This window comes from Streptomyces sp. NPDC048734, assembly GCF_043198675.1.
Classification (GTDB): domain Bacteria; phylum Actinomycetota; class Actinomycetes; order Streptomycetales; family Streptomycetaceae; genus Streptomyces.
In genome coordinates, this window is the sequence record NZ_JBICUZ010000010.1 from 143612 (window position 1) to 159849 (window position 16238).

Here is a 16238-nt window from a genome sequence, read left to right on the forward strand (position 1 = left end):
CCGACATCGTCAGGAGTCATCATGGACGTCTTTCTCACAGGTGCCAGCGGCTACATCGGCGGAGCTGTGGCCCGCCGTCTGATCCGCGAGAGGCACACGGTACGCGGCTTGACCCGCACACGCGGCGTGGTCGGTGCTCTCGCCGCCGCCGGCATCGAACCGGTCGTCGGGGACCTTGACGACACGGCGCTGCTCCAGCGAGAGGCCGACCGCGCCGACGCGGTCGTCAACGCCGCTCACAGCGACCACCGCGGCGCTGTGGCCGCCTTTGTCGACGCCCTGCGGGGTTCGGGCAAGGTATTGATCCACACCAGCGGGACCAGCGTCATCGGTGACGACGCCCAGGGCCAGTACGAATCCGAGGTGGTCTTCGACGACGCGAAGCCTTTCAGCCCGGGGGACCACGAGATCCGGCGGGCCCGGTACGCCATCGACCGCTCCGTCGTCGATGCCGGTGCAGCGGGAGTGCGTTCGGTGGTGCTGTGCAACTCACTGATCTACGGCAACGGCACGGGACCGCGCCCGCAGACCGTGCTGATCCCGCCACTGGTCACACAGGCCCAGGCCGGCAAAACCGTCCGCGTCGTCGGACGCGGCCTGAACCGCTGGTCGACGGTGCACCTCGATGACATGGCCGACCTGTATCACCTGGCGCTCACCGACCCCGCGGCCACGGGCTTCTACTTCGTGGAGGGCGGCGAGGACGCCTCGTTCGCCGAAATCGGTGAGGCGATCGCCCGTCGGCTGGGACTGGGGCCGGTGGAGCCGTGGGATCTGAGCTCCGCTGCGGCCGCGTGGGGGGAGGGCTTCTCCCGGTACGCCCTCGGCGCCAACAGCCGCGTACGTGCCACCCGGGCTCACGACCTTGGCTGGCGCCCCTCGCGCCCATCGATCACGAACTGGATCGAGCAGGAAATGCCCTTGCCGTGAGGCGGTCAGCGCGTCGGTAGTGTGGTGGCGCGGTTAGGGCCTGTGTGAGGTCGTGATCAGTTGCTGGGTTCCGCCTCCTTCGCGGGGTGGAACCCGGTAGGAACTGGTCGTGACGCGCAGGCAACTCACCGACAGGCAATGGAAGTTCATCGAGCCGTATCTGCCGATTGGCCGCTACGGCCCGTACCCCGAACGGCTGCGGGAGCAGTTCGAGGGGGTGGTCTGGCGGTTCCGGTCCAGTGTTCAGTGGCGGGAGATGCCTGCCGAGTTCGGCCCCTGGGCCACCGTCTACGGACGCTTCCGGGTCTGGCGGGACGCCGGTGTCTTCTCTGCTCTGCTGGAAGGCATGATCGCCGAGGCCGCAGGCACGGGGATAACGGGCTTATCGCTGGTCAGCGTGGATTCCACCACTGCTCGTGCCCATCCCGACGCCGCTGGGATGCGGATCGACAAGGACCTCATGGACGCCCTGGAAGAAGCTGCGCTTGAGCAGGAGGAGGCCCGCCAAAAAGGGGCGGGCCTGAGGAACAGAACGGACAGGCCGAGCGCCGGCGCATCCGACGCCGGTAAGTGGTGTGCTCGATGCGATACACCGGTGGCCCTCCCTGGCCGGGAAGGCAACCGGTGTTTTCCTTAAGGTCGATTACGTTTCATCGTCCTCAAGGAGTACGCACCCACTCCCCACAGAATGACGATAAAGGCTAGGAGTCCCCACCCTCCAGAATTGCCGCTGGCTATTAGGTACACGGAAAGGGCCAGCCCCAGGACACAGAAGAAAGTAGCGAACTGCCACCAACGCTTCACTCCAGCCTGTTGCTCACTGGTCCATCCCAGAGGCATGGTCACTCCTTCTCATCATCTAGCTGATACCGATTCGGTCAGCCACCGACTAGGTTTCCGGCCAGTGTGCTAGTGCCGCATCAGGCAACGTTCGCCCTGTTGTGACGCGCCGTCCGGCGTACGGGTCCGGGTGGTAGGTGCCCGCCATGCTGTCCTCGTGGCTGAGCGTGTGCGGGTGCGTGAGATCGATGACGACGAGGCGCAGCGGCTGCTGCGTATCGTTCGCCGGGGCACCGGGTCGGTGGTGACCTGGCGGCGGGCCCAGATGGTGCTGTTGTCCGCGCAGGGGATGGACGTCAACAAAATCGCGACGGTGACGTTCACCAGCCGGGACCGGGTCCGCGATGTGATCCACAATTTCAACGCGGACGGTTTCGAGGCGCTCTATCCCAAGTACAAGGGCGGGCGCCCGAAGACGTTCACTCTGCCGGAACGGCGGGAGATCAAGAAGATCGCGAAGTCCAAGCCGGCCGAGCACGGCCTGCCGTTCTCGACCTGGAGCCTGGTCAAGTTGGCCGACTTCCTGGTCGCCGAGGGGGTGGTCGACGACATCAGCCACGAGGGACTGCGCATCCTGCTCCGCGAGGAAGGCGTCACCTTTCAACGCGTGAAGACCTGGAAGACCTCCAAGGATCCGGACTACGAGGCTAAGAAGGCCCGGGTCGAACACCTCTATGCCATCGCCGACGGCGAGGTCATACCCGAGCCTGGCGAACCCGAAGTCATCTTCTGCATGGACGAGTTCGGCCCGCTCAACCTCCAGCCCCACCCCGGACGCCAGTGGGCCGAACGCAGCGGCAGGGGCAAGGACCCCGAGCGCGAGCCCAGGCCACGTCGACGGGCCACCTATACCCGCCCGCACGGAGTCCGGCACCTCTTCGCGGCCTACGACCTGGGCAAAGACCAGCTCTACGGCCATATCAAGAGGGCCAAGACCCGCAGCAAGTTCCTGGAGTTCTGCCGCTACCTGCGGTCCCTGCATCCGGCCGAGAAGCGCATCGCGATCGTGTGTGACCACTACGCGCCGCACCTGACCACCAAGCGGTGCCAGCGGGTTGCGGACTGGGCCGGGGCGAACAACGTCGAGATCGCCTACGCCCCGACGAACAGCTCCTGGCTGAATCGGATCGAGGCCCAGTTCACGGCCCTTCGCTACTTCGCCCTGGACGGCACCGACCACCTCACCCACAAGGCCCAGGGCAGCATGATCCGCCGCTACATCATCTGGCGGAACAAGCATGCCACCGACGAGCGCCTCAACGACGTCGTGACCAGGGCGAACGCCGCCTGACTCCGGCTGTGACAGCTTTCCTCACCACAGATGCAGGAAGCTCCGGGCGTCGTCAAAGCCATCAAGAGCCCGACCGTCCACATCCTTCGGATCCGCCTCGGCACGCGCCGCCAGCGACTCCACGAGCGCAAGGGCCTCAGCGCTGAGATATCCGAAGCGCCGGGCGGTATGTCCAAGGCACAGACCAGCCAGGCCGAGCAAAGGGCTCCCCGCCACAGCCCGCGTCCCGACCTGCACGCACCAGTGCTCGACGAACTCTCGATCCTCGTCGTTCAACGCACTCCCGACCAAGACACTTGCCGCCTCACCCTCGTGCGAGCGGTCGCGAAGCGCCCGCTCCAACGTCTCGACCACCACCTCGTGAGGCAGCGCGGGCGGATTCTCGAAGCGCCGATGAGAGTGCATCCCACGAGGGTACGGGCCTGCGATCAAGGCGAGACCAGGGCGAACGTTGCCTGATGCGGCACTAGTAGGACTCCAGCAGGATTTTGCTGTCTGACCTGCGGGTTTCGCTGGGCGGCTGGAGTGTAGCGGGACACGGAACGATCCGGGGCGGTCTCACGGGGACCGCCCCTCGATCGTGCGACAACGCCGCAGGTAGTGACAGCGGCGGGCGACTGCCTGGCGTCAGCGGCGCCAGTTCGACCAGCTCAGCGCGTGGTGCAGTCCGCGGTGTCCGCTCAGGTGCGGGGGCCGGGCACGACAAGCTGCCAGGAGTCGCCGAACCTCCGCCACTGTGAGCTCGATGGTCCCGGCTGTCCCACCTGTTCCGCCCCTTCTTTCCCCGGGCTGGCGTGCCGTGGCGGCCAGGAAGGCGTGCGCGAGCATGGCCAGAGTGATGTGCCGATACCAGCCCACGTAGCGGCGGACTTCGTACTGGTCCAGGCCGCATTCGTTCTTCGCGGCCTGGAAGCACTCCTCGATCGCCCAGCGTGCTCCGGCGACCCGCACCAGCTCCTGGGCGGTGACCTGAAGGGGCGCGTAGGCGAGGTAGTAGGCGATCTCGTCGGGCTTGCTGATGCTGCGCCGGGCCAGTGCCCACCGCATCCGGTGAGGGACCTCGCCCTGATAGTCGAATTCGGCGACGGCCGGCAGCCGCACCGCTGCCCAGTAGACGCGGGGCCCCTTCGCGCCGTCGCCGCAGGAGATCTTCTCCCACGCTTCGTCCGGGGCCTGCGCGAACAGACCCTAGCCGTCGGTGTGCCGGTCGATCCAGGCCAGGGCCGCCGCGCGTTCGGTCTCGGTCGGCGAGGGCTTCAGCTGGTCCGGGTAGCGGATCAGGCAGTGCTCGCGGGCGGCCCGCAGTCCGATTGCGCGGGCCTCCGGGGAGAGGCGGGGGTGCTCGGCGACCTCCAGGGCACGCTGCCACCACCCCCGGCTGCGGGGGTCGATGGCGTAGTGCCACAGCGGCTGCCCAGGGTCGGCCACACCGATCAGCACCCGGTGCAGGACGCGGTCGCGGATGCCCGGCGTGCCGAGGAGTCGGTCGGCCACGAGCAGCGGGTGCTCCCCGTCGAGGCGGGCCCGGACCAGCACCCAGGTCATCAGCTGACCCACGTCGTGGGCAGGCGAGGTGGCGAAGTCCCACAGCTCGGCAGCCTTGGCCTCGTCGGGGGCGCCGAGGTGGGTGAGGAGCCGCAGCTCGTCCTTCCAGACCGGCCGGGCTCCGTTCCACCAGGAGACCAGCTTTCCCGCGGCCGGATGGTCCAGGTCGAGGGCGAGACAGGTCAGAGTGACGAGCGGATGGCGCCACTCGGTGTACGTGGTCTCGTACTTCTTGGTGAGGTCCTTCAGCCGGCGCGGCAGCAGCGCCTCCACATCGGACCCCGTGGCCAGGCCGTGGGCGAGGAGAAGTTCGAGGCAGAAACCGAGCCCCTGCAAACCGGTCTCCGGGTCGGCCACCCGCTCCCGCAGCCAGCGCACGTCGGCGTCGGTGAGCGTCCGGTACCGGTGCCACACGTCGCCCAGCGCGCCCTCATAGGCGCTGAGATCGGGGCCGGTGCCGGACAGAAGCCCGTCCCGGGCGGCCTCGTAGCGGTCCACGGCGGCCAGTACCTCGGCGGTGCCGGTGCCGACAAGCACGGAACGACCGGGCCGGAGCGCCTCCTCCCGTACGAGATCCGCCTGGTCGCGGGCCGCGCCCGCCGCGAGGACGCGCAGGGCGTACGGCAGCCGTTCGTCGGTGCCGAAGCGGACCGCCGCAAGGGCGGCATAGAACCGGCCGGCGCGGTGGTCCGCCCCCGTCTCCCGGCACCAGTCTGCCGTGACGCCCCCGATCAGCGCGTCGTGCAGCCCGCGCAGTGAGGCCTCCGGGACGTCGTGCGCGGTCAGTTCCGCCGCGATGGCGGCCGCGGCCCGTACCGCGTCGGGCTCGTGGAGCGACCGGTGCAGCGCCAGCCAGGCGGGGACCGCACCGCGGTCGCCGACGAGCGCGAGCCCCCGCACGACTGCCAGGCCCCGCTCGGACGGCACCTGGCACAGGACACCGGACGCACGGGAGCCGAGGACGGCGACGATCTCCCAAGCCTCCTCGTGGCCGTGGCGCAGCAGCGCGTGGAGCAGTGCCGGCCCGGCGTCCCACTCCGCGGGCCGCCCTTCGTGCCCCACTCGCCAGGCGCGCAGCAGCCGCTGCGTCTCGTCGGGTGTGAGCCCGTCCCGCCGTTCCAGCGAGACCACGAACCGGGTCGCGGCGGAGAGATCCAGGGGGTCGCGCAGCCGATCATGGAGCCACTCGGCCTCGGCCGGGGACAGCGGCCGGTACCGGAAGGAGGGAGTGCTGCGGTCCACCGGTTTGTCGAGCGCGTCGAGGAACTGGCGTACGCCGTCGGGGTCCGCGGGGTCGGGCAGGCCCGCACCGTCCCGGTGGGTGACCCGGTCCAGCCGGAAGGCGCCCCGCGGCCCGCCGTCGACGACCCGGAAACCGGTCGGCCCCTCGCCGAGCCCGGCGGCGACGGCGGCGTGGTCGCCGCCCCAGTGCAGCATGAGTTCGTCCGTCAGGGTGCCGGAGCGGTCGAAGGCACGCTCATGGGACTGCCAGTGCCAGTACGCGAAGGAGGCGGGGCCGGTGAACCCCCGCGCCCCGAGGAGTGCGGCGGCGTCCTCATGGCCGTCGGACTGGGTGTAGCGGTCCCGCTTCGGCGGCGGCAGCACGAGAAACCCGTCGCCACCGAGTCCCCGCCACCAGGCCGTGATCGTGGTGAGGTCCGAGCGTCGCCGCGCCGAACGGTGCCCGGGCGGGGCGGTGTCGGGGCTGTTCACGTGCTGCTCCCTGGGGTGTCTCCGGGATCTGTTCCGGACGAATCCTCCGTCCGGGACCCACCCTGTCACAGCGGTCCGACATCCCCTCTTCTCTGCCTGGTGGCCGACCCGTCAACGCGTACACAGCGGTCGCGTGCGCGGCGGTCCCCTCGGTGTCCCTCCGCCGTCATCGCAATGTCCGGACACCCGTCCCCTTGCTGGTCTTGACCGCTCCAGGTCGCGGCGAACGAGATGCCGAACCCGGTGAACCCGGCAGCCATCAGCGTCTGCCCGGAGAGACCACCACGTTTACCTCGTCGCCCGGCACATCGCGGAGAACTCCACCAGGAAGGTCAGCGGCGTTCCGCGACGCGGGCGGTGCTCCGCGATCGCGAACTCCAGGGTTCCGGTGCGGCCGGCTGTGAGAAAGGCGCCGGCCTCGGCGGCCACGGCATGGTCCAGTTCGGAGCGGGCGCCAAAACCGCCGCGGTGGGAGCCGTCCGGGCGGACGACCAGGGGGCACGGCCCATGAGGTCCGCGGAACCGTTGACGGCCCGTGTCACCGCTGTGACTTCCCCCGCGCCACGGCGGCGAGCACGTCCGCCAGGACCGGACGGGCGGGGTCGTCCGCCCGAACCGGTGTGACGAGGACATCGATGACTCCGCCGCAGGTCAGGCCCGCGGTGAAGGCGTCCTCGTCGCTGTAGTCAAAACGTTCCAGGACGGTTTCGCCGTCCTTCAGTGCCTGTCGGCACAGCTCGTACACGGCCCCCTCCACGCAACCCCCGGAGACCGACCCGATCACCGTGCCCTCGACGTTCACCGCGAGCGCAGCGCCGGGCAGGCGGGGTGCGCTGCCGCTGACGGCCACCACGGTGACCACCGCGACATCGCGCCCCGGCGTCACCCAACGGTGCAGTTCCTGCGCGATGTCCAGCATCTGCGCAACTCCGTGACAGATCGGGTCAGTGATCGCGACAGGTGGCGGCGGCCAGCCTCCCGCTGATCAGGTCTTCGGCCTCCGCCACGATGCGCCGTACGACTTCCCGGACGGTCGGAATGTCGTCGATGAGTCCCTGCCCCATGCCGACGCTCCAAATACCGGCTTCCAGATCACCATCCTCGAACACCTTGCGCCCGCGGGCACCGGCGACCAGGTCCCGTACGTCGGCAAACTCACCCCCGGCGCCGAGTATGTCGACGACCTTCCGGCTGACGGAGTTGCTCGCCACCCGGGCGGTGTTGCGCAGAGGCCGGAAGATCAGCTCGGTGGCGAGTTCACTGCCGGCGACGATCTGTTCCTTGACGCGCTGGTGCACCGGGGACTCGACGGTGCACAGGAACCGCGTGCCCATGGTGACCCCCTCGGCACCCAGAGCCAGCGCCGCGACCAGTCCTCGCCCGTCCGTGAAACCGCCGGAGGCGATCACCGGGACGGACAGGCGACGCGTCACGGCGGGGATGAGGACCAGACCGGGAACGTCATCCTCACCGGGGTGCCCGGCGCACTCGAACCCGTCGATGCTCACAGCGTCGACGCCGATCCTCTCCGCTTTCACCGCGTGCCGGACGCTCGTGCACTTGTGCAGAACCTTCACGCCGTGCGCCCGGAACTCCGGCAGGTGTTCCTCGGGGTTGAAGCCGGCGGTCTCGACGACCTGCACACCGGATTCGACGATCACCTGCCGGTACTCGTCGTACGGTGGCGGGTTGATCGAGGGCAGAATGGTCAGGTTGACGCCGAACGGCTTGTCGGTCAGCTCCCGGCAGCGCGTGATCTCCCTGACGAGTGCCTCCGGTGTCGGCTGGGTGAGAGCCGTCAGAAATCCGAGCGCGCCGGCGTCGGCGACCGCGGCGACGAGTTCCGCCCGCCCCACCCACTGCATGCCGCCCTGGACAATGGGGTGTTCCACGCCGAACATCTCACAGAACCGTGTGGTCAGCATCGCCATCGCCTAAAGCCCGTAGGTCTTGCCGATGATCTCCCGCTGGATCTCGCTGGTGCCGCCGTACACCGTGGAGACGACGGTCGACCGGAGCAGGGCTTCCATGCCGTATTCCGTGGCGTAGCCGTAACCGCCCATCATCTGCATGCCCTCCAGGGTCACGTGCTTGGCGAGTTCGGTGCATTTGAGTTTGGCCATGGACGCCTCTCGTGCGAACACGCGGCCGGGTTCGGCATCGATCGCGGTGGCCACGTCGTCGAGCAGCAGTTGCGCGCATTCGAGCTCGGTGGCCATGTCCGCGATCCGGTGCTTGAGCGCCTGGAAGGAGCCGATGGGCCTGCCGAACTGTTCCCGCTGACGCACGTAGGCGAGGGTGTCGTCGAACGCCCGCTGTGCCACGCCCAGCATCAGGGCGGCGAGGATCATCCGTTCCAGGTTCAGGCCGGCCATGAGCTGGGCCCATCCCTGTCCGGGGGTACCGACGACCGCGGAGTCGGGTACGAAGCAGTCGGTGAGATAGAGGTCGTTGACGTCCTTGCCTCCCATGGTGTCGATGCCTCTGATCCGGAGGCCCTCGGCATCGGTCGGCAGCATGAACTGGGTGAGGCCGTGGTGCTTGGACTCGCCCTGCTCCGTGCGCGCGATGAGCAGGATGTGGTCGGCGAAGTGCGCGTTGGAGCACCAGGTCTTCTGTCCGTTGACGAGGTAACCGCCGTCGGTGCGTTCCGCGCGGCAGGTCAGGGCGCCCACGTCGGAGCCGGCGCCGGGTTCCGACATCGAGACGGCCTCCACCCGGCCGTTGACCACACCTTCGAGTACGGTGCGCTTCTGCTCCTCGGTGCCGAACTTCTCGTAGGCAGCGGCCGAGATGACAGTCGTCCCGAAGCCGCTGATCGGCGCCAGTCCGTAGGAGGTTTCCTGGAGGAACAGGCAGAGGTCCGTCATCCCCCGACCCGCGCCTCCGTACTCCTCCGGGATCGCGATGCCGAGCCAACCCAGCGCGGCCATCTTCTCGTACAGCTTCTGGTTGTGCTGTTCCTGGCCGTTGGCGGTCAGTTTGTCGCGCTGCTCCTTCGTTCCGCACTCGCGACGGCAGAAGTCGGCGATCGTCTTGAGCAGATCACGACGTTCGTCTGACAGGACTCGGGGCATGACGCTCTCTTTCTTCGGCAAGGGCCGTGAAGGTGTTCTGCCGTGAAGGTGTTCTGCCGTAGAGGTGTTCTCACTCGTCCCGCAGGGCGGGGAAGACCGTGTCGACCAGGTGGAGCACGGTGCGGGTCAGCATCACGTGCAGGTCACTGCGGCTGAGGGTGCCGCGCACCAGCCATTCGCGGGAGGCGGCCTTCAGCATGCTGCTGTGGGCGCGGACCATCGCCCGCAGCTTCTGCCGGCCCTCGGTGACGTCCGCCATCATCGCCGCCTCGAGAACACGGTCAGTGGCGATCTCGTCGGCTTCGAGCATGATCTGGTCGATCTCCGGATCGCTGCCCAGGGACTCCAGGCCGATCGCGGACAGCCACATGTCCCGGTTGCGTTCGACGACTTCGAGCCAGCGGTCGACGCAGATCGACACGCGCTCCTCGGCCGTGGTCGGAGGGAGCCGCTCGGAGACGGAGGCGGGGACGACCATCATCTGCCGGACAACCTCCAGGTAGAGCTGCCGTTTACTGCCGAAGTAGTGGCTGACCAGGGCACGCGCCACACCGGCCTCGGAGGCGATGTCCGAGAGGGACACCGTGGTGTAGCTGTTGGCGCCGAACAGTCTGCGTGCGACGCCGAGTATCTCGGCACGCCGGGCGTCCGGCTCCATTCGGCGTCGCTGAGCCTCACGCTGAACGCCCATGTGATCTTTTCTCCTTGTCCTTCGTGGTCGCGGTGTGTCTGTCCTACGTGTACATCGACTCGATCGCGGCGGCGTGCAGTTCGTCGATGGCACGGCGCCGCAAGCTCAGTTTGGGCGTCAGCTCACCGCTTTCGGCAGTCCAGGGACCGGGCAGGACAAGGTGCCTCTTCACCTGCTCCGCGCGGGAGAGCACCGCGTTGGTCTCGGCGACCGCCTCGTCCAAGGCCGACAGCACCGCCGGGTCGCGGGTCAGCGCGTCCAGGTCGCACTCGTCGATCCCGTTCGCCTTGGCCCAGATCGGAGCCATGTCCTCGTCGAGCACCAGAAGGGCGGTGACGTAGCGCCGCCGGTCACCGATCGCGACGGCCTGAGCGACCAGTGGGTGCGCCCGCAGCAGGGTTTCGATCCTGGTCGGGGCGATGTTCTTGCCCGCGTCGGTGATGATGATTTCCTTCTTGCGGTCGGTGATGGTGACCAGCCCCCGTGAGTCGACCGTTCCGACGTCACCGGTGGGCAGCCAGCCCGCGGCGTCGGTCGCGCTCTCGATGCGGCCGTCGGCCTGCAGATAGCCGAGGAACACAACAGGGCCGCGGACGAAAAGTTCACCGTCACCGGCTTCCCGCACCTCGATGCCCGGCCCGGCCCGGCCGACCGAGCCGAGCGCGAACACCTCGGGTGTGCTGACCGTGGCCGCGCCGGTGGTCTCGCTCAGTCCCCACACCTCGTACACCGGCAGTCCCACGCTCGCCAGGAACTCCAGGACAGCGGTGGGAATCGGGGCCGCGCCACTGAAGGCCCTGCGGCAGTCCTCGAGTCCGACGGCCTTTCGCAGGGGCCTCATCACCTGCTCGTCGAGCTGCTCCAGCGGCTCAGCGAGCTCGTCCGGTATGTCCTTGCCCTCGGAACGAAGGCGATACACCTCAAGAGCGATCTTCTGGGCCTGTGCCACCGCCGTCCTCTGCTGTTCGTCAAGTGTCGCCAGCCTCGCCTTCAGGCCGGCTGTGAGCTTCTCCCACACCCGGGGGACTCCGAAGAAGCCCTGCGGGCGCACCGTGAGCAGCGCGGACAGGAGCTGGTCGGGCTCCGGGCATATCGTGACGTGGCCCGCGTTGCAGATCGGCATGTAGATCCCGAGCACCCGCTCGGCGATGTGCGCCATCGGCAGGTACGCGACCGACCTCGGATGCTCCGGGACGGGGACGAGGTGGTCCTGCATCCGGGACTGGTGGATCACGTTGCGGTGCGAGAGCACCACGCCCTTCGGGTCACCGGTCGTGCCCGAGGTGTACACCAGGGCCAGCGGCTGGTCGGGGGTGGCGGTGTCAGTGAGCGTCTCGAAGGCGGCGTCATCGGGCGGTACCACGCCGCGCACGGCGGCGTAGCTGACGAAACGCGGGTCATCCGGCGGCGCGGCGTCCCAGTCGAGGACGACGACGGCGCGCAGATTCGGCTGATCCTCCAGGACCGGCTGCCAACGGTTCATCTGCTCCTTGCCCTCCAGGACGAGGACGGTGGCCGCGCTGTGACGGGCCACGGCTCCGATCTGGTCGGTGCTCAGCGTGTCGTACGTGCTGCACGACAGGGCGCCGACGTGGATCGCGGCCAGGTCGGTGACCCAGTGCTCGGCTCGCTTGGACATCGCGACGAGCATGCGGTCGCCCCGTTTGAGCCCAAGGGCAGTGAGACCACGGGTGAGAGCGGCGACCTCCGCGCGCAACTGCGACCACGACAGCGTTCCGGCATCCGGGCCGATACCGGTAGTCAGCGCCGGACGCTCGGCGAACCGCTGGGCGTTGCGACGCAGCAGTGCGGGGATCGTCAGCCCTTCGACGGGCTCGTACAGCTGCTCTGCTGTGGCCACGGCGGGCTCCCTCCATCACGTGAGCGGATTCCTGGGCGGTCCCCACAGTGAACCGCTCTTGGCTTTGAGTCAACAGGTAAGACGACAAGCGATATCAATCGCGCGCCTGAGCTGTAAATCTTCCCCAAAACAGCTCACAGCACTGCTTTTTGATGTCTGCGCACTCTATTGACGTATAGCCAATAGAGCCTCTTACTTGTCTCCGTCGGAGCCATCAGGTGCACCGAGAGTGCCCGGGTCGGCGGGGAGTCGCCCGCCGTCGGAGAGGAAGTGCAAGGACAGTGGCCGAAGCATTCATCTACGACGCGATCCGCACCCCGCGTGGCCGGGGCAGGCGGGGTTCGCTGTACCACGTCAAACCGTTGTCATTGGTGACGGGCCTGATCGAGGAACTCCGCCGCCGCCACCCGGAGCTGGATCCGGAGCGGCTGGACGACGTCGTACTCGGCGTGGTCTCCCCGGTCGGAGACCAGGGCATGAACATCGCCAAGGCGGCGGCGCTGGCGTCGGGACTGCCGGACCAGGTGGCCGGCGTCCAGCTCAACCGGTTCTGCGCCTCGGGCCTGGAAGCGGTGAACACGGCCGCGCAGAAGGTGCGTTCGGGCTGGGAGCAGCTGGTGATCGCGGGCGGTGTGGAGTCCATGTCGCGTGTGCCGATGGGCAGTGACGGCGGACCCATGGCCGCGGATCCGGAGACCGCGTTCGACACGTACTTCGTGCCGCAGGGCATCGGCGCCGACTTGATCGCGACCATCGAGGGTTTCTCGCGCGAGGACGTGGACGCGTACGCGGTCCGATCCCAGGAGCGGGCCGCGCACGCGTGGTCCGGCGGCTACTTCGCGAAATCCGTGGTTCCGGTTCGGGACCGCAACGGTGTCACCGCGCTCGCCCAGGACGAGCACCCGCGCCCGGAGACCACGACGGCGACGCTCGGCAAACTGAAGCCCTCGTTCACCGACATCGGCGCGATGGCGGGCTTCGACGCGGTGGCCCTGCAGAAGTACCACTGGCTGGAGCGCATCGAGCACGTCCACACACCAGGCAACTCCTCTGGCATCGTGGACGGTTCGGCCCTGGTCCTGGTCGGCACGGAACGGGCCGGCTCGGAGCTCGGCCTGGTGCCCCGCGCACGGGTCGTGGCGACCGCGGTCAGCGGTGCCGATCCGACGATCATGCTCACCGGGCCCGCCCCGGCGACCCGCAAGGCACTGGACCTCGCCGGGCTGACGGTCGACGACATCGACCTGTTCGAGATCAACGAAGCGTTCGCCGCCGTCGTACTCCGTTACGTCAAGGACCTCGATCTGCCCATCGAGAAGGTCAACGTCAACGGGGGCGCGATCGCCATGGGACATCCGCTGGGCGCCACCGGGGCGATGCTCGTGGGCACCGTCCTGGACGAACTGGAGCGTCGCTCCGCGCGCCGGGCCGTGGTCAGCCTCTGTGCCGGTGGCGGCATCGGCATCGCCACCGTGATCGAACGACTGTGACGGCCCGCTGCCCTCCCCGCCCGTCGGCCGCGCACGCCCCCTCGAAAGGAGAGCCGGACCAATGCCGGAGAAGAACATGATCCACTGGGAACAGGGAGCCGACGGTGTCGTCGTACTGACCATGGACGACCCGGACCAACCCGTCAACACGATGAACCAGACCTACGTGGAGTCGATGGAAGCCACCGTCACCCGTCTGGAGGCGGAGCGGGAGAACATCGCCGGTGTCGTCCTTGCTTCTGCCAAGAAGAGCTTCTTCGCCGGTGGTGACATCGGCTTCATGAGCAAGGCAGGGCCCGAGAACGCCGCGGAACTCAGCAAGCTGTGCACGGTCCTGAAGGCGCAGCTGCGCCGGCTGGAGACCCTCGGCAGGCCGGTGGCTGCGGCCATGAACGGCACGGCCCTCGGAGGCGGGCTCGAGATCGCGCTCGCCTGCCACCGGCGCATCACCCTGGAGGCGCCGGGCAGCCGCTTCGGGCTGCCCGAAGTGACCTTGGGACTTCTACCGGGCGCCGGCGGCGTCAGCCGAACCGTACGCCTTCTGGGACTCCAGGAGGCGCTGGCCGGCGTCCTGCTCACGGGGCAGCAGTACAAGCCCCAGGAAGCACACGCCATAGGGCTGGTCCATGAACTCACCCGGACGCCGGAGGAGACGCTCGCCAGGGCCAGGCAGTGGGTCCTGGACCATCCCGAGTCCGTTCAGCCGTGGGACACCGCGGGATTCCGCATCCCCGGCGGCGCTCCCTCCCATCCCAAGGTCGCGACAATCCTGCCGACCCTCCCAGCACACCTGCGCAAACAGCTGAAGGGGGCCAACCTGCCGGCACCGCGTAACATCCTCGCCGCAGCCGTGGAAAGCGCGCAGGTCGACCTCGACGCGGGACAGAAGATCGAGACCGGTTACCTCGTCGAACTCATGACGGGTCAGGTCTCGACCAACATGATGCAGGCCTTCTTCTACGACATGCAGCACATCACATCCGGTGGCGGCCGTCCCGACGGCCATCCCCACCACACCGCGCACAGGGTGGGTGTTCTGGGCGCAGGCATGATGGGCGCAGGGATCGCGTACTCCTGCGCCCGCAGCGGCATGCCCGTAGTCCTCAAGGACGTCTCCTACGAGGCGGCGAAGACGGGCAAGGGCTACTCCGAGCAGCTCCTCGCCAAAGCCGTGGCGCGAGGCCGGCTCTCCCGGGCGGAGGCCGACGAGATCCTCGCTCGTATCATGCCGACCGCCGATCCCGCGGACCTCGCCGGCTGCGACCTGGTGATCGAGGCCGTCTTCGAGGACCCGGACCTCAAGCAGCGGGTCTTCCGTGAGATCGAGGACGTCGTCGCGCCGGACGCCGTACTGGGGTCCAACACCTCCACCCTGCCGGTCACCGGGCTGGCGAAGGGCGTCAGGCGTCCGGAGGACTTCATCGGCCTGCACTTCTTCTCCCCCGTCGACAAGATGCCCCTGCTGGAGATCATCACCGGTGAGAAGACCGGCGAGCACACCGTGGCGAAGGCCGTCGACATAGCGCACCAGATCGGCAAGACGCCCATCATCGTCAATGACAGCCGGGGCTTCTTCACGAGCCGGGTGATATCCAAGTTCATCGACGAGGCGGTGGCCATGGTCGGTGAGGGCCTGCCTCCCGCCTCGGTCGAACAGGCCGGCTCCCAGGCAGGTTATCCCGCGCCGCCCCTACAGCTGTTGGACGAACTGACCCTGACCCTGCCGCGGAAGATCCGGGAGGAGACCAAGGCCGCGGTGCTGGCGGAGAAAGGGCTGTGGCATCCGCACGGTTCGGAGCCGGTCGTGGACCGCATGATCGACGAATTCGGGCGGAGCGGGCGCTCCGCGGGCGCCGGGTTCTACGAGTACGTCGACGGCCGGCGGACAAAACTGTGGCGCGGCTTGTACGAGCACTTCACCGTACCGGGACATGAGATCCCGTTCGAGGACATGAAGGAGCGGATGCTCTTCGCCGAGGCACTGGACGCGGTTCGATGCCTCGACGAAGGTGTGCTCCGCTCGGTGCCCGACGCCAACATCGGCTCCCTTCTGGGCATCGGCTTTCCCCCGTGGACCGGCGGGGTCCTGCAGTACGTCAACGGTTATCCCGGCGGGCTCCACGGCTTCGTCGTCCGGGCCAGGGAACTGGCCGGACGGTACGGAGAGCGGTTCGAGCCGTCGGCATCCCTGGTGACGATGGCGGAGAAGGGCGAACGCTACGGGTGAGGCGAGTGCAGTGGACCGAGCATCGGGACGAGAAACTGCCGCACGCACCTGCTCCTCGTCGTCAAGGTCCAGCACATGGCTGGGGATGATCAGGAACGACGCGGACGCCCGGACCCTCATCTCGGCCAGCATGTTCACCTCCACGTCGCCGGATAGGTTGCCCGCCGACGGTCTCGGCGTCCCGGATGTCCTCGATGAAACGGTCGAAGCTGCGCCGGAACTCGCGCCGTACGACCTGCTCGGCCAACTGGTCCTCAGCGGCCAGACGACGATAGACGGTGGTCCGGGAGATGCCGGCCTGTCGCGTCACGTCCGTCATGGTCGAGCGTTTGATGCCCATGCGGCAGAACTGCTCATGGGCGGCGTCGAGCAGGCGAGCCGACATCTCGTCGTCCTGGTCGGCACCGTCACGGCCTCGGTGAACGCGATCTCCAACACGGACGGAGTGCCGGACGGCCGCATGACAGCCGACAGGACGGGTTCCATATGTGCCTCCCAGATTCGGTACAGCCCATGGCGTTCACATCGAACATGTGCTCCCCTGGTGAAACATAGAACCTCAAATCGTTTCAT

12 protein-coding genes and 2 pseudogenes are annotated in these 16238 nt (G+C 68.1%); 5 read left to right on the forward strand and 9 right to left on the reverse strand.

The window, feature by feature from the left end; all coding sequences use genetic code 11:
* Window positions 1–21 precede the first annotated feature (21 nt).
* The 3 genes and pseudogenes from ACGFQC_RS25285 to ACGFQC_RS25295 all read left to right on the forward strand — a co-directional run bounded on the left by ACGFQC_RS25285 (window position 22) and on the right by ACGFQC_RS25295 (window position 3061).
* Complete coding sequence (locus ACGFQC_RS25285; protein ID WP_363092228.1) at window positions 22–930, forward strand: NAD-dependent epimerase/dehydratase family protein; 909 nt, start codon at window positions 22–24, stop codon at window positions 928–930.
* 109 nt (window positions 931–1039) lie between these two features.
* A pseudogene (locus ACGFQC_RS25290) lies at window positions 1040–1497 on the forward strand (transposase); the annotation flags it as partial.
* A gap of 430 nt (window positions 1498–1927) precedes the next feature.
* Window positions 1928–3061 carry an IS630 family transposase gene (locus tag ACGFQC_RS25295; protein ID WP_363092229.1) on the forward strand — a complete coding sequence of 378 codons (1134 nt, stop codon included), beginning with the start codon at window positions 1928–1930 and terminating at the stop codon, window positions 3059–3061.
* A gap of 21 nt (window positions 3062–3082) precedes the next feature.
* Here the strand turns inward: ACGFQC_RS25295 and ACGFQC_RS25300 are convergent, their stop codons facing one another.
* The 8 genes and pseudogenes from ACGFQC_RS25300 to ACGFQC_RS25335 all read right to left on the reverse strand — a co-directional run bounded on the left by ACGFQC_RS25300 (window position 3083) and on the right by ACGFQC_RS25335 (window position 11948).
* Window positions 3083–3466: a hypothetical protein gene (locus ACGFQC_RS25300; RefSeq protein WP_363092230.1), complete on the reverse strand. Its 384-nt coding sequence runs from the start codon at window positions 3464–3466 to the stop codon at window positions 3083–3085.
* Between the two features lie 222 nt (window positions 3467–3688).
* Window positions 3689–4162, reverse strand: coding sequence for a hypothetical protein (locus tag ACGFQC_RS25305; protein WP_393288700.1), 474 nt, complete (start codon window positions 4160–4162; stop codon window positions 3689–3691).
* Between the two features lie 87 nt (window positions 4163–4249).
* Window positions 4250–6319: a hypothetical protein gene (locus tag ACGFQC_RS25310; protein WP_363092231.1), complete on the reverse strand. Its 2070-nt coding sequence runs from the start codon at window positions 6317–6319 to the stop codon at window positions 4250–4252.
* A 312-nt stretch (window positions 6320–6631) separates the two neighbouring features.
* A pseudogene (locus tag ACGFQC_RS25315) lies at window positions 6632–7238 on the reverse strand (XdhC family protein); the annotation flags it as partial.
* 25 nt (window positions 7239–7263) lie between these two features.
* Complete coding sequence (locus ACGFQC_RS25320) at window positions 7264–8250, reverse strand: NAD(P)H-dependent flavin oxidoreductase (RefSeq protein WP_393288702.1); 987 nt, start codon at window positions 8248–8250, stop codon at window positions 7264–7266.
* A gap of 3 nt (window positions 8251–8253) precedes the next feature.
* Entirely contained in the window at window positions 8254–9396 is a 1143-nt protein-coding gene (locus ACGFQC_RS25325) for an acyl-CoA dehydrogenase family protein (protein ID WP_363092233.1), read from the reverse strand.
* Window positions 9397–9466: 70 nt separating this feature from the next.
* On the reverse strand, window positions 9467–10087 hold the full coding sequence (locus ACGFQC_RS25330) for a TetR family transcriptional regulator (RefSeq protein ID WP_363092234.1): 621 nt from the start codon (window positions 10085–10087) through the stop codon (window positions 9467–9469).
* Window positions 10088–10130: 43 nt separating this feature from the next.
* Complete coding sequence (locus ACGFQC_RS25335) at window positions 10131–11948, reverse strand: AMP-dependent synthetase/ligase (protein ID WP_363092235.1); 1818 nt, start codon at window positions 11946–11948, stop codon at window positions 10131–10133.
* 281 nt (window positions 11949–12229) lie between these two features.
* Here ACGFQC_RS25335 and ACGFQC_RS25340 point away from each other — a divergent pair, with 281 nt between their 5' ends.
* The gene (locus ACGFQC_RS25340; RefSeq protein WP_363092236.1) at window positions 12230–13438 is read left to right on the forward strand and encodes an acetyl-CoA C-acetyltransferase; all 1209 of its coding nucleotides are present in this window, start codon (window positions 12230–12232) and stop codon (window positions 13436–13438) included.
* Window positions 13439–13499: 61 nt separating this feature from the next.
* Entirely contained in the window at window positions 13500–15665 is a 2166-nt protein-coding gene (locus ACGFQC_RS25345; RefSeq protein ID WP_363092237.1) for a 3-hydroxyacyl-CoA dehydrogenase NAD-binding domain-containing protein, read from the forward strand.
* Window positions 15666–15726: 61 nt separating this feature from the next.
* Here the strand turns inward: ACGFQC_RS25345 and ACGFQC_RS25350 are convergent, their stop codons facing one another.
* Window positions 15727–16050: a helix-turn-helix domain-containing protein gene (locus ACGFQC_RS25350; RefSeq protein ID WP_363092238.1), complete on the reverse strand. Its 324-nt coding sequence runs from the start codon at window positions 16048–16050 to the stop codon at window positions 15727–15729.
* Window positions 16051–16238: the final 188 nt, after the last annotated feature.